This window comes from Bradyrhizobium sp. USDA 3240 (genome assembly GCF_054063295.1).
Genome location: NZ_JBSSGD010000002.1, coordinates 3,470,381 through 3,487,295, shown reverse-complemented (window position 1 = coordinate 3,487,295; position 16,915 = coordinate 3,470,381). Strand labels below are relative to the sequence as shown.

The following is a 16,915-nucleotide window of genomic DNA, read 5'->3' as shown; positions in this document are numbered from 1 at the left end:
CGTCGTCCCGGCGGAGGCCGGGACCCATAACCACCGATGCCAATTGTCCTTGCGCGCTGGGGCCACAGCGCGCTTGAGCAACCCGATCCTGTGGTTATAGGTCCCGGCATCGCGCGCAGCGTGTCGTCGCTGAGCTTGCCGTTCGGTGACGGCGTGCGCCGCGCGACCGTCTCGACCGGACGCGCATGCTGCGGAAGCACCGGAGCGCTGCGCACCGCTGCGCCGTCCTCGATGTCCGCGGCCTCATCAGCAGCGCTCGCGCCGTAAGCGTATCCGACGCCGCGCCGGCGCCGCGTGGGCTTCGGCTTCGGTGGCGGCGGCGTATAGATGATCGGCGGCAGCGTGTGATGGCGCGACACGGTCGTTGCTCCGGTGGCCTTGCGACATGGAGCGCCTGATTCGCCAAAGCACCGACTGAAAAATCGGTAACATTGTTACGCCGCGTTGCATTGCATCTGCCGCGACATGCGGATATTTCCCGCCGATCGTATCGAAACAAAGGTCGCGCGATGCTGCTGCCTGACGGCTACTCCGACGTCTCCCACGGCAAGATCGCCGCCGTCGTCACACATCTGGAAATGACCGAGCGGCCGCCGCGGCGCGACGATCCGCCGGGCGCGTCGCGCCTGCGCAAGGTCGAGCCGCCGGCGCTCGACTGGTACCGCGATCTCTACCGCCGCGTCGGCGAGCAATGGCTGTGGTTCACCCGCACGGGGCTCGATGACGCCGATCTCGGCGGGCGGATTCATGCGCCCGGCGTCGAGCTCTACGGGCTGGTCGTCGATGACCGTGATGAAGGCCTGCTCGAACTCGACTTCAGCGTATCAGGCGAATGCGAGCTGCTCTATTTCGGCGTCACCGCAAAATTCATCGGCACCGGCGCCGCGCGCTTCCTGATGAACCGCGCGCTCGAGATCGCCTGGTCGCGCGACGTCAGCCGCGTCTGGGTGCACACCTGCACCTTCGATCATCCCTCCGCGATCGCGTTCTACCAGCGCTCCGGCTTCCGTGCGTTCAAGCGGCAGATCGAGGTGGCCGACGATCCCAGGCTCGACGGCAAGCTGCCGCGCGATGCGGCGAGGCATGTGCCGGTGGTTGGATAGTCAGACCGGATCATGATCCGGTTGCAACGCGGCGCAAGCCATCTAGGATGGTGCAAAGCGCAACCTCTGACCCGGCTTGGCCGCCCGACCTTCGAAAGCCCTGCTTTCGCGGCAACGCCTTGCCACGGCATGACCGACGAGAAAACAGATGTTCCTGATCGGCCAGTACGACTCGCCCTTTGTCCGCCGCACCGCGATCGCGCTGCGGCTCTATGGATTGCCGTTCGAGCACAAGCCGTGGTCGACCTTCGGCGACGCGGAGAAGGTTGCGGCGTACAATCCGGTGCGACGGGTGCCGACGCTGGTGCTCGACGATGGCGAGGCGCTGATCGAGAGCGGTGCGATCCTAGATTATCTCGACGAACTGGTCGGGCCGGAGCGAGCGATGATTGCGCGCTCGGGGCCCGCGCGGCGTAGGCATCTGCGCATCACGGCGCTGGCGACCGGGCTCGCCGACAAGGCAGTGAGCCTTGTCTACGAGCGCGTGCTGCGCAAGGAGCAGCTGAAGCTCTGGGTCGAGCGCTGCGAGGCGCAGATTGCGGGCGTGCTCGCGGTGCTGGAAAAGGAGCGCGCGGCGGTGCTGGCGCCGTACTGGCTGGGCGATCGCATCGGTCATGCCGATATCGCGGTGGCTTGCGCGCTGCGCTTCGCCGGCGAGGCGCATCCGCATCTGTTCGATGCACGCTATCCGGCGCTGCAGGCCCACACCGCGCGCTGCGAGGCGCTGCCGCCGTTTCAGGAGATCGTGCAGCCGCTGGCGCCGCCGAGCGGTTAGGGACGAATACTGGATCACCCGCGTGCGCCTTAACGGGTGATGACACCGGGCTTGCTCCGGATCGTGCAACACACTCAACGTCGTCCTGGCGCAAGCCAGGACCCATTACCCCGAATCTCAATTGTTGCGCGACCCTGGGGCCACGATCCCGGTCATCACCGAATGCGGTGGTTATGGGTCCTGGCTTTCGCCAGGACGACGGTTGTGAATGCGGCGCTGACGGTGGGTCGCGGGCGACGCCACTCACCACTCCGCACGCCCCCGAGGCGCGCGCTTCGGGCTACCCATTGTTGGTCCGATCTTCTATGGTGAACCATATCGGGTCGCATGCGGCGAACTCGATAAATCCACGATATCAAAGGCTTAAGGCTCTAATCGAAGCCTTTGGAGGGCGGTTTGACGCGGTATATTTCGACCCGGGGTGAGGCCCCGGTGCTTGGCTTCTGCGATGTGATGCTGACCGGGCTTGCCCGTGACGGCGGGCTTTACGTGCCCGAGACCTGGCCGCAATTGTCGCCCGAGACCATCGCCGCTTTCTTCGGGCGTCCCTATTGGGAGGTCGCGGTCGAGATCATCCGACCGTTTGTCGCCGGCGAGATTTCCGACGCCGAGCTCGGCCGCATGGCGAACGAGGCCTATGCCACCTTCCGCCACCCCGCCGTGGTGCCGCTCGACCAGGTCGGGCCGAACCAGTTCCTGCTCGAGCTGTTCCATGGGCCGACGCTGGCGTTCAAGGACGTCGCGATGCAGCTGATCTCGCGGTTGATGGATCACGTGCTGGCCAAGCGCGCGCAGCGCACCACCATCGTGGTCGCAACCTCGGGCGATACCGGCGGCGCCGCGGTCGAGGCGTTTGCCAATCTCGACAATGTCGACCTGGTGGTGCTGTTCCCGAACGGGCGCATCTCCGAGGTGCAGCGGCGCATGATGACGACGACCGGTGCTTCCAACGTCCACGCGCTGGCGATCGAAGGCACGTTCGACGATTGCCAGGCGCTGGTGAAGGAGATGTTCAACAACCATCGCTTCCGCGACCAGGTGGCGCTGTCGGGCGTCAACTCGATCAACTGGGCGCGCATCGTGGCGCAGGTGGTGTATTATTTCACCTCGGCGGTTGCGCTCGGCGCGCCGCAGCGGACCGTGGATTTCACGGTGCCGACCGGCAATTTCGGCGACATCTTCGCCGGCTATGTGGCGAAGCGCATGGGGCTGCCGATCCGCTGGTTGCGGATTGCCGCCAACGTCAACGACATCCTGCCGCGCACGCTGAAGACCGGCAATTACGAGGTGCGCGAGGTGCACGCGACGGCGTCGCCGTCGATGGACATCCAGGTGTCCTCGAATTTCGAGCGGCTGCTGTTCGAGGCCAGCGGCCGCGACGCCGATCAGGTGCGCCGCCTGATGGCCTCGTTGAAGCAGTCCGGCCGCTTCGTGCTGCCGGATGCGACGCTGGCCGCGGTACGCCGCGATTTCGATGCCGGCCGCGCCGACGAGACCGAGACGGCGGCCGCGATCCGCGCCGCCTGGCGCGAGGCCGGTGATCTCGTCGATCCGCACACCGCGGTCGCGCTCGCGGTTGCCGACCGCGATACCTCGGATTCGAAGATCCCGAACATCGTGCTGTCGACCGCGCATGCGGCCAAATTCCCCGATGCAGTCGAGGCGGCCTGCGGGGTGCGCCCGCAATTGCCGGCCTGGCTCGGAAGCCTGATGACGAAATCCGAATACATGACGGTCATGAAGAATGATTCCGCCGAGGTCGAGCGCTTCGTGCTGTCGGTCAGCCGTGCCGCCAAGCAGGGAGTTGCCTGATGAGTGTTGAAATCACCAAGCTGCCGAGTGGCCTGACCGTCGTCACCGACACCATGCCGCATCTGGAGACTGCGGCGCTTGGGGTCTGGGCCGGGGTCGGCGGGCGCGACGAGAAGCCGAACGAGCACGGCATCTCGCATCTCCTGGAACACATGGCGTTCAAGGGCACGGCGCGGCGCTCCTCGCGCGAGATCGTCGAGGAGATCGAGGCGGTCGGCGGTGACCTCAATGCCGGAACCTCGACCGAGACCACGGCCTATTACGCGCGGGTGATGAAGGCCGACGTGCCGCTGGCGCTCGACGTGCTCTCCGATATCCTCGCCAATCCGTCCTTCGTGCCGGACGAGCTGGAGCGCGAGAAGAGCGTCATCGTGCAGGAGATCGGCGCGGCGCAGGATACGCCCGACGACGTCGTGTTCGAACATCTCAACGAGCTCTGCTATCCGGACCAGCCGATGGGGCGCTCGCTGCTCGGCACCGCCAAGACGCTGAAGGCCTTCAACCGCGACACGCTGCGCGGCTATCTGTCGACGCACTACCGCGCCCCGGACATGGTGGTCGCCGCCGCCGGCGCCGTCGATCACAAGCGCGTCGTCGAGGACGTCGCCGAGAAATTCGCGAGCTTCGACGCCACGCCGGCGCCGGCGCCGCAGCCTGCGATGTTCGGTAAGGGCGGCTCGCGGGTGGTGCATCGCGAACTCGAGCAGGCGCATCTGACGCTGGCGCTCGAAGGCGTGCCGCAGACCGACCTGTCGCTGTTCTCGTTGCAGGTCTTCACCAACACGCTCGGCGGCGGGATGTCGTCGCGGCTGTTCCAGGAGGTGCGCGAGAAGCGCGGGCTGTGTTACTCGATCTACACCTTCCACGCCCCCTACACTGACACCGGTTTCTTCGGCCTCTACACCGGGACCGATCCCGCCGACGCGCCGGAAATGATGGAAGTCATCGTCGACGTCATCAATGACGCGGTGGAAACCCTGACCGAGGCCGAGGTCGCCCGCGCCAAGGCGCAGATGAAGGCCGGCCTGTTGATGGCGCTGGAAAGCTGTTCATCCCGGGCCGAGCAACTGGCACGCCATGTGCTAGCCTATGGCCGGCCGCAGACGGTGGAAGAGCTGGTGGCGCGGATCGACGCGGTGTCGGTCGAATCGAGCCGCAACGCCGCCCGCGCGCTGCTGTCGCGCAGCCGGCCCGCCGTTGTTGCGCTCGGCAGCGGCAGGGGTCTGGACACGGCGGTGTCTTTTGCGGAAGGATTGACGAAGTCGAAGGCAAAGACGCTGCTGCATTAGGTTTTGGGTTCACCTCGCTCCGCGCTTGCGGGGAGGGGTCGAAGTCGAAGGCTTCGGGTGAGGGATCGAGCCGCAGATCGAGGCTGCGGAAAGGGCTCCTCACCCCGACCCTCTAAGAGCGAGCTTTGCTCGTCTCGACCCCGCAAACGCGGGACGAGGGTGAGGTCGGGGAGTGTTGGGCCATGGCCCTGTTTCGTTTGCCGTCCGGTGGACCGGCTGCACTGATGCCGCGGGGGCACGGGCTTTTGCTGCGTGCGCCGCAGATGTCGGATTTCCCGCAATGGGCGCAATTGCGCGAGTTCAGCCGCGCCTATCTGACGCCATGGGAGCCGATCTGGCCCTCCGACGACCTGACCCGCGCCGGCTTCCGCCGCAGGTTGCGCCGCTACAGCGAGGATATCGCCGCCGACCGCTCCTATCCGTTCATCATCTTCCGCGAATCGGACGGGGTGATGATCGGCGGTATCACGCTCGCCAATGTCCGCCGCGGCATCGTGCAGGCCGGCACGATCGGCTATTGGGTCGGCCTGCCGCACGCCCATCGCGGCTACATGACGACGGCGCTGCGGGTGCTGCTGCCCTCGCTGTTCGGCGAGCTCAACCTGCATCGCATCGAGGCGGCCTGCATTCCCTCCAATGCGTCGTCGATCCGCGTGCTGGAGAAGTGCGGCTTCACCCGCGAGGGCCTGGCGCGGCGCTATCTCTGCATCAACGGCATCTGGCAGGACCACCTGTTGTTCGGCCTGCTGCACGAGGATTTCCGCGGTTGAATCTTGGGCCAATGGCTGATGGCGGGCGCATCCGAGCCGTTTCAGGATGCTTTCAGCGTGCCCTTGCAACATGCCTTTGCAACATGCCATCTCGACATGCCTTGGGTTCGCCGCCATTGGCTTGCTATAACGCCCGCGAAACGGGGAACTCTGGTTTGGAGGCTTTAGGGACATCGCATGGGTGACAGGGTGATCAGGTTCGCGCTCGCGGCGGCGGTATCGATCGGTCTCGGTGCCACCCTGCTGCCGGAGGCCAGCTCGGCGCAGTCGCTGAGCGACCGCTTCAAGAGCCTGTTCGGCGGCGGTTCGTCCGATTCGAAGCCGGCGACGGCGGCGGCACCGCAGCCGCTCAACGATGCCGACGCCGGGCTGACCTGCCCGCCGGTGCAGATCCGCTCCGGGGCCTCGACCTATTCGGTGGCCGTGGACGGCAAGGAAGCGGTCGGTAACGACGTCAAATTCCTGGCCTCGATCACGCGCACGGCGCGAGAATGCAATCTGAACAGCGGCCAGATCACGGCCAAGATCGGTATCCAGGGGCGGATCATCGTTGGCCCCCAGGGCGCGCCGCCGACCATCCAGGTGCCGCTGCGCGTCGCCGTGGTGAAGGGCGGCGTCGGCGAGAAGACCATCGCCACCAAGGCCTACACCACCACGGTGCAGATGGACGACAGCGGCAGCGTGCCGTTCAGCCTGGTCGCCGAGGATGTCGTCTATCCGGCGCCGTCGGCCGCGGAGAACGACGATTACATCTTCTATATCGGCTTTGATCCGCAGGCGCTGAAGCCGGAGCCCAAGGCCCGCGCGCCAAAGAAGAAGCACTAGCGCCGGCCGTGACGCGGCCGCTGGCATAAGAAGCAGCAGGAACAAAGAAAAAGGCCGGCGCGATGATCTCGCGCCGGCCTTTTCCGGAAGGAAGTCTGATCGCGTCAGTTCAGCTTGGAACGGACTTCGGCGATGCCCTTGCCGACGAGGTCGTCGGCAACCGAACCCTTGACCGACTGCGACAGGATGGTCGAGGCGGCGGTCACGGCGGCGTTGGCCGCGGCGGCGCGCACATCGGCCACCGCCTGTGCCTCGGCCTGGGCGATCTTGCCTTCGGCGGTCTTGGTCCGCCGGGCGACAAAATCTTCCATCTTGGTCTTGGCTTCAGCCGCGATCCGCTCGGCTTCGGCCTTGGCGTTGGCGATGATGTCGGCGGCTTCGCGCTCCGCGCTGGCGCGGCGCGCCTTGTATTCGCCGAGCAGCTTGTTGGCCTCGTCCTTCAGACGGCGGGCGTCCTCGAGCTCGGCCTTGATGCGCTCGGCACGATGGTCGAGCGCCGTCAGCAGGGTGCGATGGACGCCGAGATAGCCGAACACGACCAGCAGAATGACGAAGGCGATCGCAACCCAGGTTTCCGGTTCGTAAAACATCGTCTATCCCTTCAGCGACGCGTCGACGGCGCTGTTGACCGCATTCGCGTCCGGCGTGACGCCGGCGAGTTGCTGGACGATGGCGCCGGCCGCATCCGCCGCGATGCCGCGGACGTTGCTCATGGCGTTGGTCCTCGTCGTTGCGATCTGCTTCTCGGCGTCGGCGAGCTTGACCGCCAGTTTCTCTTCCAGCGCCTTGCGCTCGACTTCCGAAGCCGCGTTCAGCTTCTCGCGGGTCTCGTTGCCGATCGCCTGCGCGTTGGAGCGCGCATTCGCCAGCTCGGTTTCATAGGCCTTCAGCGCGGCGTCGGACTCGTCCTTCAGCTTCTGCGCCTCCGCCAGATCGCCCTCGATCTTGTTCTGGCGTGCATCGATCGTCCCGCCGACGCGCGGCAGTGCGAAACGCGACACGATCAGATAGAGCGCGACAAATGCAATCGCCAGCGACACCAGCTGCGAAGCGTAATTGGAGGAATCGAACGGCGGAAAAGCTCCGCCGTGATGTCCGCCATCGGCCTCGGTGTGGGCGCCGGCATTCTGGCCTTTTGCCTCGCCATGACTCTCAGCCACGGTGTTCTCCTGTTGCTGTCATGCGCGCCGCCCTTTGGGACGACCTTTGGGCGGCGCGAAGGGGTTACCGCGAGAGCGGAACCGGGTTGCCGCTAAAGCGGAACCGGGGTGCCGCTCAGAGCGGAACGAACAGCAGAAGCAGCGCGATCAGCAGCGAGAAGATGCCGAGCGCTTCGGTCACGGCGAAGCCGAAGATCAGGTTGCCGAACTGGCCCTGAGCGGCCGAGGGGTTACGCACCGCAGCGGCGAGGTAGTTGCCGAAGATGATGCCCACGCCGACGCCCGCACCGCCCATGCCGATGCACGCGATGCCCGCGCCGATAAGTTTTGCTGCTGCCGGTTCCATTTGTAGCTCCTTGAGAAAGATAGACAGATTGGTGGGTGGAGATTCCCCGGACCGCTTAGTGTCCCGGATGAATGGCGTCGTTGAGGTAGATGCAGGTCAGGATCGCGAACACGTAGGCCTGCAGGAATGCGACCAGCAGTTCGAGCGCGTACAGCGCGACCGTGAGCGCCAGCGGCAGCACGCCGCCGAACCAGCCGAGCGCGCCGAGCGAGAAGCCGAGCATCGCGACGAAGCCCGCGAACACCTTGAGCGCGATGTGGCCGGCCAGCATGTTGGCGAACAGACGAACGCTGTGCGAGACCGGCCGCAGGAAGAACGACAGGATCTCGATGAACATGACCAGCGGCAGGATGTAGATCGGAACGCCGGAGGGGACGAAGATCTTGAAGAATTTCAGGCCGTTCTTGTAGAGGCCGTAGATCAGGACGGTGAAGAACACCAGCAGCGCAAGGGCAGCGGTGACGATCAGGTGGCTCGAGATCGTGAAGGTGTAGGGGATCACGCCGACCAGGTTCGAGACGCACAGGAACATGAAGAGCGAGAAGATCAGCGGGAAGAACTTCATGCCTTCCGAGCCGGCCGTGCTGCGAATCGTCGACGCGACGAACTCGTAGGAGATTTCGGCGACCGACTGCAGCCGTCCTGGAACCAGTTCCCGGCCGCTCGCCAGCATCAGGAGCGCGATCAGCAGCACCGCGATGAGCATGAAGAGCGACGAATTGGTGAAGGCGATCGTGTGATTGCCGATGTGGCCGAGCGTGAAGAGGGGCTCGATATTGAACTGGTGGATCGGGTCGATTTTCATCCGCGCGGCTCTTGGTCCACCGGCCATCGTGCCGGTAATCGAATTTCAAATGTCGTGACTTCCCGCCAGCGCTCAGCGCTTGCCTGAGGCCACGCCCGCGGACCTCACCACGTTGACCACGCCGGCGACGAAGCCGAGCAGCGTTAACACGATGAAGCCGAATGGCGACGTCGACAGCAAACGGTCGAATCCCCAGCCAATCGCCGCTCCGACGACAACGCCCGCGATCAGCTCCGAGGAAAGGCGGAAACCGAGCGCCATCGCCGAAGCTCTGGCCGCACTGTCCCCGCTTTCAGTACCGGATTGATCAGTCTTGCTCCTGCGGCTGTCGCGAATTTCTGACAACCGATGATCGAGACTTCCGAGCCTTGCGGAAAGCGCAGCTTCGTCAGGAGGCGATTGATCGCGACTTCCACCTGCGCCGTCGTTGGTGTTCTCAGCCATGCTGCAAACACTAACCGAAGCCGCGGATGATGGAAATTGCGCCCGTCCCCGTCAAAAGCCGCGCGGACCATACTTACCGCGTCTAATCAAGTCAAGATTGCGTCGTAACCAGTTATTGCTTTGATTCTGCTGGATTTATTTGAAGATATTCAAGGTCAGAGTGACGCAGTGTTCGCAGTGCAACAGCTTGTATGCTTTGAAGCCATGTTGCGCGGCATTTCCCGCTCTGCTGGGATCGCTGAAAGTCCTCATCCTCTTGCGCAGTCAAGGTTCCGCATGTCACGCCAGATCGACTACTACTTCTCGCTGCAATCCCCCTGGGCCTATATCGGTCACAAGCCCTTCGTGCGGCTCGTAAGCGCTTACGATCTCAAGGTAAATTACCGGCCCGTGCTGCTGGTCGATCTGTTCTCGGAGACCGGCGGGTTGCCGCTCGCCCAGCGCCATCCGGTGCGCCAGCGCTACCGGATGATCGAGTTGCAGCGCTGGCGCGACAAGCGCGGGCTGAATTTTCACCTCCAGCCGGCCAACTGGCCGTTCAATGGGCGGCTTGCCGATGGCGTCGTGATCGCGATGCTCGAGGCCGGGCTCGATCCCGAGCCGTTTTTGCAACGCGCCTATCCCGCGGTGTGGGAGCTTGAGCTCAACCTTGCCGATGCTGCGACGCTGGTGAAGCTTGCCGACGATGCAGGCTTGCCCGGCCGGCAGCTGGTGGAGCGCTCCGCCTCCGATGCGATCAGCGCGGCCTATGAGCAGAATCGCCAGACTGCATTGGACGCCGGCGTGTTCGGCTCGCCCGGCTATGTGCTCGATGGCGAGGTGTTCTGGGGGCAGGACCGGATCGAATTGCTCGAGGACGCGTTGAAGTCAGGCCGCAGGCCCTATAGCTCTGTGGTCTAGGGGCAGGAATCAGGTTGAGGCGGAGCAAGCCATGCCCATCGCGATGTCAACTTCGAAATTGTCCATCGCAATCGTTGCCATCCTGATCTCAAGTGGCGCCGCGCTCGCGCAAACCGCGCCCGATACCGAGAACGGCCGCTACGCGCTGTCGCCGGCCGGCGATGGCTTCCTGCGGCTCGACACCCGCACCGGCGCGGTGTCGACCTGCACCAATTCCAACGCCGGCTGGGCCTGTTACATGGTGCCGGACGAGCGCGCGGCGCTGGATGCGGAGATCGGGCGCCTGCAAACCGACAATGACAAGCTGAAGGGCGAGCTCGCCGCGCGCGCGCCATCGGCCAAGACCGACGAGGCGTTGCCGAAATCGGATTCGTTGAAGAAGGCTGAGCCGAAGGTCGCCGAGGGCGAGCGCAAGATCGAGATCCCGCTGCCGAGCGACCGCGACATGGATCGCATGATGTCGTTCGTGGAGCGGGCCTGGCGGCGGCTGATCGAGATGGCCAACCGCGTGCAGCGCGACGTCAATGGCGGCAAGATTTGATACGGCGTTTGCAACATCCACGGTGTCGTCCCGGCGAAAGCCGAGACGCATAACCACCGAAGCGTATTGGTTACAAAGGATATCCACTCCGAGTCTTTGAACGTGAGGGGCCGCGGAGTATGGGTCCCGGCCCCCGTGCGCAATTGCGCACTAGGCCGGGACGACGAGTTGAGAGACTGCAGATGAGTTCATCGAAGCAAATGTCGCGCTCGGCGCCATCCTCGGTCGCGGCGACCAGCACCGTGTCGTCGCGCCTGACGGTCGAAACGCCCGGTGCCGGCTTCACCGACATCACGCGCGAGGTCGCAAAATTCCTGCGCGAGGTGCGTGCCGGCGAGGGTGCGGTGACGCTGTTCATCCGTCACACCTCGGCCTCGCTGACGATCCAGGAGAATGCCGATCCGACGGTGCTGGTCGATCTGATGACGGCGCTCGATCGCGCGGCACCCGAAGACGGCGGCTGGCGTCACGACACCGAAGGTCCCGATGACATGCCGGCGCATATCAAGACCATGCTGACGGCGACCTCGCTGCAGGTCCCGGTGCTCGATGGCGAGATGGCTCTCGGCACCTGGCAGGGCATCTATCTGATCGAGCATCGCGCCAGGGCGCACCGGCGCGAGATCGTGCTGCAATTCATCGGCGCCACGCGCTGACGGGTTGCACCTCGCTTCCAAGGTCTGGCTTCCAAGCTCTGGCTTCCAAAACGACATCGGCCGCGGATCGCTCCGCGGCCGATGCATTGTGATTGCGATGTCGACTGGTCAGGTCTTGGTGATGTCGACGTCCTTGGTTTCCGGAATGAAAAGCGCGCCGACCACGACGGTGATTGCCGCGAAGATGACCGGATACCAGAGACCGGAGTAGATATCGCCGGTCGAGGCTGTGATCGCGAACGCAGTCGCCGGGAGCAGGCCGCCGAACCAGCCGTTGCCGATATGATAGGGCAGCGACATCGAGGTGTAGCGGATGCGGGTCGGGAACAATTCGACCAGCATGGCGGCGATCGGGCCGTAGACCATGGTGACGTAGAGCACCAGGATGAACAGCAGCCCGATGACCGAGGCCACCTGCGGACGGAAGACGTCGAACGGGTTCGACATCTTCACGATCCCGGCGTCACCCACCTTCGGATAGCCCGCCGCCTGCACCGCCGCGAGGATTGCGGGGTTCGACGTCTTGGCGTCCGTGTACGGCACTTCCTTGTCGTTGACGGTGACCTTCACCGGCGAGCCGGCCGGGCCCGGTACGGTGGAGTACTTCACCGACGACTGGGCGAGGAAGGCGCGGGCGGTGTCGCAGGGCGCCGTGAAGACGCGGGTGCCGACCGGGTTGAACAGATCGCCGCAGCCCGCGGGATCCGCAACCACCTGCACCTTGACCGTCTCATAAGCCTTTTCCAGCGCCGGGTTGGCGTTGGTCGTGATCATCTTGAAGATCGGGAACAAGGTGAGTGCGCCGATCAGGCAGCCGGCCAGGATGATCGGCTTGCGGCCGATCTTGTCCGACAGCGCGCCGAACACCAGGAAGAAGCCGGTGCCGAGCAATAGCGACCAGGCGATCAGGAGGTTGGCGGTGTAACCGTCGACCTTCAGGATCGATTGCAGGAAGAACAGCGCGTAGAACTGGCCCGTGTACCAGATCACCGCCTGGCCCATGGTCAGGCCGAGCAGGGCGAGGATCACGATCTTGGCGTTGCTCCAGGTCCCGAAGGCTTCGGTCAGCGGTGCCTTGGAGGTCTTGCCTTCCTCCTTCATCCGCTGGAATACCGGCGATTCGTTCAGCCGCAGACGGATCCAGACCGAAATGCCGAGCAGCAGCACCGACACCAGGAACGGAATGCGCCAGCCCCAATCGGCGAAGTCCTTCTCGCCGGTGAAGGTTCGGGTGAACAGGATCACCAGCAGCGACAGGAACAGTCCGAGCGTTGCCGTGGTCTGGATGAACGAGGTGTAGTAGCCGCGCTTGCCCTGCGGCGCATGCTCGGCGACGTAGGTCGCCGCACCGCCATACTCACCGCCGAGCGCGAGGCCCTGCAACAGGCGCAGCGAGATCAGGATGATCGGCGCCGCGATGCCGATGGTCTTGGCGCTGGGCAACAGGCCGACGATGAAGGTCGACAGGCCCATGATCAGGATGGTGACGAGGAAGGTGTATTTGCGGCCGACGATGTCGCCGACCCGGCCGAACACGATGGCGCCGAACGGACGCACCAGGAAGCCCGCGGCAAAGGCCAGCAACGCGAAGATGTCGCGCGTCGCCGGCGGATAGTCGGAGAAGAACTGCGCGCCGATGATGCCGGCCAGTGACCCGTAGAGATAGAAGTCGTACCATTCGAACACGGTGCCGAGCGACGACGCCAGGATGACAAAACGCTCATCCTTCGTCATGCCGGCGGGCCGCGCCGAAGTTGCAGTCATAGTGGACATCTGGATTGCTCCCCCCGAATTATTGCTGCCATGCTCGCCCCCGGCTGGCGGGTTAGACCCGAATGGGTCTTAGGCTTAATTCGAGGGTAACATCGCAGTGAAACCCGTCCCAATAAGACTTTTGGCTTTTGCACGCTTGAACTTATCTTTGGAGGCGTGAGCTGGATGGAACGTCCCCGCGTGCGTCTGTTGCGGCGCACAAGCTCGGCGGGTTAACTGAGTTGGCATCTGGTATTATCAAGGGCTTGCGTGATACTGCCACGCGGGCGACAACCGAACGGCGCGGGCTTCCCAAAGCCCGCTTGTGGGACTGAGATGACTGCTGCTGCCAATACTCATCTTGTCATCGCCGATGACCATCCGCTGTTCCGCGATGCGTTGCGTCAGGCGGTGTCCAGCGTCGTGAGTTCGGCCACCATCAGCGAGGCCGGATCGTTCGAGGACCTGACCGCGCTGTTGGAACGGGACTCCGAGGTCGACCTGATTCTGCTCGACCTGAGCATGCCGGGGATCAGCGGCTTCTCCGGCCTGATCTATCTGCGGGCGCAGTATCCGGCGATTCCGGTGGTCATCGTGTCCGCCAGCGACGATGTCGGAACCATTCGCCGCTCGCTCGATTTCGGCGCCTCCGGTTTCATCCCCAAGCGCTTCGGCGTCGAGACGCTGCGTGACGCCATCATGAAGGTGATGGAGGGCGACGTCTGGGTTCCGCCGGACACCGATCTGTCGGCGGCCGGCGATCCCGACATGACGCGGCTGCGCGACCGTCTGGTGACGCTGACCCCGCAGCAGGTGCGGGTGCTGATGATGCTGTCCGAAGGGCTGCTCAACAAGCAGATCGCCTACGAGCTCGGCGTCTCCGAAGCGACCATCAAGGCCCATGTCTCGGCCATCCTGCAGAAGCTCGGCGTCGAAAGCCGCACCCAGGCCGTAATCGCCGCCGCCAAGATCGCCGGCGGCCAGTGGCGCCAGGGCACGCCGTCGAGCTGAGTTACGCAGCCGGCATCACCCGGTACGCGCAGCGTCGCGCACCGGCCAGGATGTGATCGACGCGCTCGACCACGACATCGCTGCCCAGCACGGCGCGAAACACCGCAAGTTCTGAGCGGCAGAGGCCCTGACAGGCTGCCGCCGCCGCGCAGATCGGGCAGTGGTTCTCGATCAGCAGGAAGCCGCCGGCGTCCTTGACCACGCTTGCCATATAGCCTTCGCGGCTGCGGATCCGGGCGAACGCCGTGAGCCGCTGTCGGAGTGAGCCTTCGGTTCCGACCGCCTTCCGGTAGTCGGCAATGCCGGCGCGTTCGCGATGCGCGATCAGCGTCTCCAGGCCGCGCTCGCCAAATACCGCGTGCATCGACCGCAGCAGATCCAGCGTGAGGTCGGAATGGCGGTCGGGGAAACGCGCGTGGCCCGGCGCCGTCAGACGCCAATACTTCCGCGGCCGCCCGCGCCCTTCGCGTTCATCGCCGCTTTCGACGAGGCCCGCCGCTTCGAGCTTGAGCAGATGCTGGCGCGCACCGGCAGGCGTCATGTCGAGGCGCGCGCCGATGCCGGCGGCGGTCTGCGGGCCCCGCGTCTTCAGTTCGAACAGGATGCGATCCTGGCTGTTGATGTCGTCTTGACTCATCGGCCTATTTTAGAAACAAGATACTATCTAAAATAACCGGAAATCGCCGCCGCGTGCAACTGCCTTGGCGCCAGTCCGGAAGGAGAACTCCGACATGGAGCAACAACAAGTCCGCGCGGGGTGGCGATCGCTCCTCAAGCGCGAATGGATCCCGACACTGGCCATCCTGCTCGGCGGTGTGCTGCTGCAGTCCATGAACGTCCTGATGTTGACGACAGTGCTGCCGTCGATCGTCGGCGAACTCGGCGGCGTCGCCATGCTGAGCTGGCCGACTACCGCCTATCTGGCGTCCTCGATCGTCGCGGCGAGTTGTGTCGGCGTGCTCTCCACCGCGCTCGGCGCCCGGCAGGTCTACTGCGTGGGCGTTGCGATCTTCGGCGTCGGCGCGGTGCTGTGTTCGCTCGCCCCCGCGATAGGCTGGATCGTGGCCGGCCGGCTGATCCAGGGATTTGGCGGCGGCCTCGAGGCTGCCGTCGCCTATGTGCTGGTGCGGCACGTTTCCCGAACAGATGTGGTCGCGAACCATCGCGCTGATGTCGATGAGCTGGAGCATGTCGGTGCTGATCGGCCCGCTGGTCGGCGGGTTGTTCGCGCATTTCGCGAGCTGGCGCGGCGCCTTTGTCGCCAGCGCCGCAACGGCCGCCGTGCTGGCGATCGCTGCCTTCTTCGTGCTGCCGCCGGTCACGGCGGTGCAGCGCGCGTCGCCGGCGCGCTTGCCGCTCGGCCGTGTCGCGCTGATCTGCCTTGCCATCGCCGCGACGTCGGCCGCCTCTGCTGCCGGATCGTCCGTCCTGAAGCTCGGCCTGATCGTCACGGCGATCGTCTCGTTTGTCGCGATGCTGCGGCTCGATCGGCTGGCGTCACCCCGGCTGCTGCCGAGCGACGCGTTCTCCTGGCGCACCGGCACCGGCGTCGGGCTTTGGCTCGCGCTGCTGCTTTGCATTACTTTCAGTCCGTTGCAGATCTACGTGCCGATGTTCCTGCAGCAACTGCATGGCTTCGATCCGCTCTCGGCCGGCTTCACCGTCGCCTGCGCGTCGCTGGGCTGGAGCGCCGCCTCGCTGCTGACGGCCGGCGTGTCGGCCCGCCGCGCGGACCGCCTGATGCTGACCGGTCCTGCGATCATGGCAGCGAGTCTCGCCGCGATCGGGTGGCTCGGTCCGGACGGCGCGGCGTCCATCATCCTGCTGGTCGTGGCGATCGCGCTGCTGGGAGCCGGTATCGGCCAGTGCTGGCCGCTCGTCGCACATCGCATCATGGACAGTGCCAAGGCAGGCGACGAGGTGGTCGCGGCCTCGTCGGTGCCGACCATCCAGCAGATGGGCTTTGCGTTCGGCGCGGCGATCGCTGGCCTGATCGCGAATGCCAGCGGCCTGTCGGCTGCGATTGCCGACGCGACGATGGCACGCGCCGCCTTCTGGGTGCCGGCGAGCTTCGTGGTGCCGGCCATGCTCGCCTTCGCGGCCGGGCTCCGCCTGCGGGCGCTGCGCAGGCCGCAAGCCGATCGATCGCCGTCAACATGACGTGCTGCGGCTATTGTTTTCTCATGTCGAAGCCGATCTTGCGCCGGGCGTGGCGAGCGGACCGGGTCCATATCTGTTCGGTCCAGCGGTGCCAGGAAGGCAACCGAGTTCGACAAGCGCCCAGACGCCGATCGCGGTAGAGATGAGGCTGGCGATGCGCGCTGATCCAGCCGCCTCGCCGATCGTTCCAATGACTGCCGGCCCCAAACAAAACAGCAGGAGCCACCGCCCGCTCTTGCCGCGATCGTGCAGGCGTTTGATGCCAACGGCGATCGCCGAAAGGATCGACAGAATGCTGGTGACAAAGACAACAGCCACTGCTGCGATCCATGCGAGGGAGGACAGCCATCCAACGAGAACAAGTGCTGCCCAAATCGCCATCGGAACAAGAATCCACACAAGCGAGGCGAGCCAGAACTTTCTGCGTTCGATTCGACCATCAAACGTGAAAAGCAAATCGCGCAGCGTCTCTCGACCGTCGGGCGTGAAAACCAAATCATCGAGCGTCATAAATTCCTCCGTGGATCCCATCGGTCGGGATTCGGAAACGAATCTACGTGCTCTTT

Annotated in this window: 19 protein-coding genes and 1 pseudogene; 12 read left to right on the top strand and 8 right to left on the bottom strand. The window is 64.8% G+C overall.

The annotated features are described in order from the left end of the window. The first annotated feature begins 36 nt into the window (after window positions 1-36). The 7 genes from ACVIGA_RS17225 to ACVIGA_RS17195 all read left to right on the top strand — a co-directional run bounded on the left by ACVIGA_RS17225 (window position 37) and on the right by ACVIGA_RS17195 (window position 6,574). Window positions 37-267 carry a hypothetical protein gene (locus ACVIGA_RS17225; protein ID WP_456667289.1) on the top strand — a complete coding sequence of 77 codons (231 nt, stop codon included), beginning with the start codon at window positions 37-39 and terminating at the stop codon, window positions 265-267. A 242-nt stretch (window positions 268-509) separates the two neighbouring features. Beyond that, window positions 510-1,103: a GNAT family N-acetyltransferase gene (locus ACVIGA_RS17220; RefSeq protein WP_456667288.1), complete on the top strand. Its 594-nt coding sequence runs from the start codon at window positions 510-512 to the stop codon at window positions 1,101-1,103. A 148-nt stretch (window positions 1,104-1,251) separates the two neighbouring features. Next, a complete protein-coding gene (locus ACVIGA_RS17215) occupies window positions 1,252-1,878 on the top strand; it encodes a glutathione S-transferase family protein (RefSeq protein WP_456667287.1) in 627 nt (208 codons plus the stop codon). A gap of 396 nt (window positions 1,879-2,274) precedes the next feature. Then, window positions 2,275-3,690, top strand: coding sequence for a threonine synthase (gene thrC, locus ACVIGA_RS17210; protein WP_456667286.1), 1,416 nt, complete (start codon window positions 2,275-2,277; stop codon window positions 3,688-3,690). Then, the gene (locus ACVIGA_RS17205; protein WP_223974394.1) at window positions 3,690-4,979 is read left to right on the top strand and encodes a M16 family metallopeptidase; all 1,290 of its coding nucleotides are present in this window, start codon (window positions 3,690-3,692) and stop codon (window positions 4,977-4,979) included. Before thrC ends, ACVIGA_RS17205 begins: the two co-directional genes overlap by 1 nt. Window positions 4,980-5,161: 182 nt before the next feature. Continuing rightward, a complete protein-coding gene (locus tag ACVIGA_RS17200) occupies window positions 5,162-5,749 on the top strand; it encodes a GNAT family N-acetyltransferase (protein ID WP_021076543.1) in 588 nt (195 codons plus the stop codon). Window positions 5,750-5,926: 177 nt separating this feature from the next. Next, the gene (locus ACVIGA_RS17195) at window positions 5,927-6,574 is read left to right on the top strand and encodes a hypothetical protein (RefSeq protein WP_223974392.1); all 648 of its coding nucleotides are present in this window, start codon (window positions 5,927-5,929) and stop codon (window positions 6,572-6,574) included. A gap of 104 nt (window positions 6,575-6,678) precedes the next feature. Here ACVIGA_RS17195 and ACVIGA_RS17190 read toward each other — a convergent pair whose 3' ends face one another. The 5 genes from ACVIGA_RS17190 to ACVIGA_RS17170 all read right to left on the bottom strand — a co-directional run bounded on the left by ACVIGA_RS17190 (window position 6,679) and on the right by ACVIGA_RS17170 (window position 9,329). Next, a complete protein-coding gene (locus ACVIGA_RS17190; RefSeq protein ID WP_223974391.1) occupies window positions 6,679-7,164 on the bottom strand; it encodes a F0F1 ATP synthase subunit B family protein in 486 nt (161 codons plus the stop codon). A 3-nt stretch (window positions 7,165-7,167) separates the two neighbouring features. Further along, window positions 7,168-7,734: a F0F1 ATP synthase subunit B gene (locus tag ACVIGA_RS17185; protein ID WP_223974390.1), complete on the bottom strand. Its 567-nt coding sequence runs from the start codon at window positions 7,732-7,734 to the stop codon at window positions 7,168-7,170. A gap of 115 nt (window positions 7,735-7,849) precedes the next feature. Further along, window positions 7,850-8,080, bottom strand: coding sequence for a F0F1 ATP synthase subunit C (locus ACVIGA_RS17180; RefSeq protein ID WP_016847054.1), 231 nt, complete (start codon window positions 8,078-8,080; stop codon window positions 7,850-7,852). Between the two features lie 55 nt (window positions 8,081-8,135). Continuing rightward, the gene (locus tag ACVIGA_RS17175) at window positions 8,136-8,885 is read right to left on the bottom strand and encodes a F0F1 ATP synthase subunit A (protein WP_223974389.1); all 750 of its coding nucleotides are present in this window, start codon (window positions 8,883-8,885) and stop codon (window positions 8,136-8,138) included. 72 nt (window positions 8,886-8,957) lie between these two features. Beyond that, complete coding sequence (locus ACVIGA_RS17170; protein ID WP_456667285.1) at window positions 8,958-9,329, bottom strand: AtpZ/AtpI family protein; 372 nt, start codon at window positions 9,327-9,329, stop codon at window positions 8,958-8,960. A gap of 276 nt (window positions 9,330-9,605) precedes the next feature. On the opposite strand from ACVIGA_RS17170, the gene ACVIGA_RS17165 reads away from it, so the two are divergent. The 3 genes from ACVIGA_RS17165 (at window position 9,606) to ACVIGA_RS17155 (ending at window position 11,426) form a co-directional block, all read left to right on the top strand. After that, window positions 9,606-10,229, top strand: a complete 624-nt coding sequence (locus ACVIGA_RS17165) for a DsbA family protein (RefSeq protein ID WP_456667284.1) — start codon at window positions 9,606-9,608, stop codon at window positions 10,227-10,229. Between the two features lie 31 nt (window positions 10,230-10,260). Beyond that, window positions 10,261-10,770: a hypothetical protein gene (locus ACVIGA_RS17160; RefSeq protein ID WP_456667283.1), complete on the top strand. Its 510-nt coding sequence runs from the start codon at window positions 10,261-10,263 to the stop codon at window positions 10,768-10,770. Window positions 10,771-10,952: 182 nt separating this feature from the next. Next, a complete protein-coding gene (locus ACVIGA_RS17155) occupies window positions 10,953-11,426 on the top strand; it encodes a secondary thiamine-phosphate synthase enzyme YjbQ (RefSeq protein WP_456667282.1) in 474 nt (157 codons plus the stop codon). A 108-nt stretch (window positions 11,427-11,534) separates the two neighbouring features. Here ACVIGA_RS17155 and ACVIGA_RS17150 read toward each other — a convergent pair whose 3' ends face one another. After that, complete coding sequence (locus ACVIGA_RS17150) at window positions 11,535-13,199, bottom strand: MFS transporter (protein WP_456667281.1); 1,665 nt, start codon at window positions 13,197-13,199, stop codon at window positions 11,535-11,537. 315 nt (window positions 13,200-13,514) lie between these two features. On the opposite strand from ACVIGA_RS17150, the gene ACVIGA_RS17145 reads away from it, so the two are divergent. Then, window positions 13,515-14,189, top strand: a complete 675-nt coding sequence (locus tag ACVIGA_RS17145) for a response regulator (protein WP_223974381.1) — start codon at window positions 13,515-13,517, stop codon at window positions 14,187-14,189. Window position 14,190: 1 nt separating this feature from the next. On the opposite strand, the gene ACVIGA_RS17140 is transcribed toward ACVIGA_RS17145, so the two are convergent. After that, window positions 14,191-14,826 (bottom strand): helix-turn-helix transcriptional regulator, encoded by a 636-nt coding sequence (locus tag ACVIGA_RS17140; RefSeq protein ID WP_456667280.1) that lies wholly within the window; start codon window positions 14,824-14,826, stop codon window positions 14,191-14,193. Window positions 14,827-14,920: 94 nt separating this feature from the next. On the opposite strand from ACVIGA_RS17140, the pseudogene ACVIGA_RS17135 reads away from it, so the two are divergent. Beyond that, window positions 14,921-16,349, top strand: a pseudogene (locus tag ACVIGA_RS17135) (MFS transporter). 21 nt (window positions 16,350-16,370) lie between these two features. Here the strand turns inward: ACVIGA_RS17135 and ACVIGA_RS17130 are convergent. Continuing rightward, window positions 16,371-16,859, bottom strand: coding sequence for a DUF805 domain-containing protein (locus ACVIGA_RS17130; RefSeq protein ID WP_456667279.1), 489 nt, complete (start codon window positions 16,857-16,859; stop codon window positions 16,371-16,373). Window positions 16,860-16,915: the final 56 nt, after the last annotated feature.

Excerpts from the sequence above, each read along its gene's own strand:
- ACVIGA_RS17225 (WP_456667289.1), top strand. The coding sequence starts at position 37 with ATGCCAATTGTCCTTGCGCGCTGGGGCCACAGCGCGCTTGAGCAACCC.
- ACVIGA_RS17220 (WP_456667288.1), top strand. The coding sequence starts at position 510 with ATGCTGCTGCCTGACGGCTACTCCGACGTCTCCCACGGCAAGATCGCC.
- ACVIGA_RS17215 (WP_456667287.1), top strand. The coding sequence starts at position 1,252 with ATGTTCCTGATCGGCCAGTACGACTCGCCCTTTGTCCGCCGCACCGCG.
- ACVIGA_RS17205 (WP_223974394.1), top strand. The coding sequence starts at position 3,690 with ATGAGTGTTGAAATCACCAAGCTGCCGAGTGGCCTGACCGTCGTCACC.
- ACVIGA_RS17200 (WP_021076543.1), top strand. The coding sequence starts at position 5,162 with ATGGCCCTGTTTCGTTTGCCGTCCGGTGGACCGGCTGCACTGATGCCG.
- ACVIGA_RS17195 (WP_223974392.1), top strand. The coding sequence starts at position 5,927 with ATGGGTGACAGGGTGATCAGGTTCGCGCTCGCGGCGGCGGTATCGATC.
- ACVIGA_RS17190 (WP_223974391.1), bottom strand. The coding sequence starts at position 7,164 with ATGTTTTACGAACCGGAAACCTGGGTTGCGATCGCCTTCGTCATTCTG.
- ACVIGA_RS17180 (WP_016847054.1), bottom strand. The coding sequence starts at position 8,080 with ATGGAACCGGCAGCAGCAAAACTTATCGGCGCGGGCATCGCGTGCATC.
- ACVIGA_RS17175 (WP_223974389.1), bottom strand. The coding sequence starts at position 8,885 with ATGAAAATCGACCCGATCCACCAGTTCAATATCGAGCCCCTCTTCACG.
- ACVIGA_RS17170 (WP_456667285.1), bottom strand. The coding sequence starts at position 9,329 with ATGGCTGAGAACACCAACGACGGCGCAGGTGGAAGTCGCGATCAATCG.
- ACVIGA_RS17165 (WP_456667284.1), top strand. The coding sequence starts at position 9,606 with ATGTCACGCCAGATCGACTACTACTTCTCGCTGCAATCCCCCTGGGCC.
- ACVIGA_RS17160 (WP_456667283.1), top strand. The coding sequence starts at position 10,261 with ATGCCCATCGCGATGTCAACTTCGAAATTGTCCATCGCAATCGTTGCC.
- ACVIGA_RS17155 (WP_456667282.1), top strand. The coding sequence starts at position 10,953 with ATGAGTTCATCGAAGCAAATGTCGCGCTCGGCGCCATCCTCGGTCGCG.
- ACVIGA_RS17150 (WP_456667281.1), bottom strand. The coding sequence starts at position 13,199 with ATGTCCACTATGACTGCAACTTCGGCGCGGCCCGCCGGCATGACGAAG.
- ACVIGA_RS17145 (WP_223974381.1), top strand. The coding sequence starts at position 13,515 with ATGACTGCTGCTGCCAATACTCATCTTGTCATCGCCGATGACCATCCG.
- ACVIGA_RS17140 (WP_456667280.1), bottom strand. The coding sequence starts at position 14,826 with ATGAGTCAAGACGACATCAACAGCCAGGATCGCATCCTGTTCGAACTG.
- ACVIGA_RS17130 (WP_456667279.1), bottom strand. The coding sequence starts at position 16,859 with ATGACGCTCGATGATTTGGTTTTCACGCCCGACGGTCGAGAGACGCTG.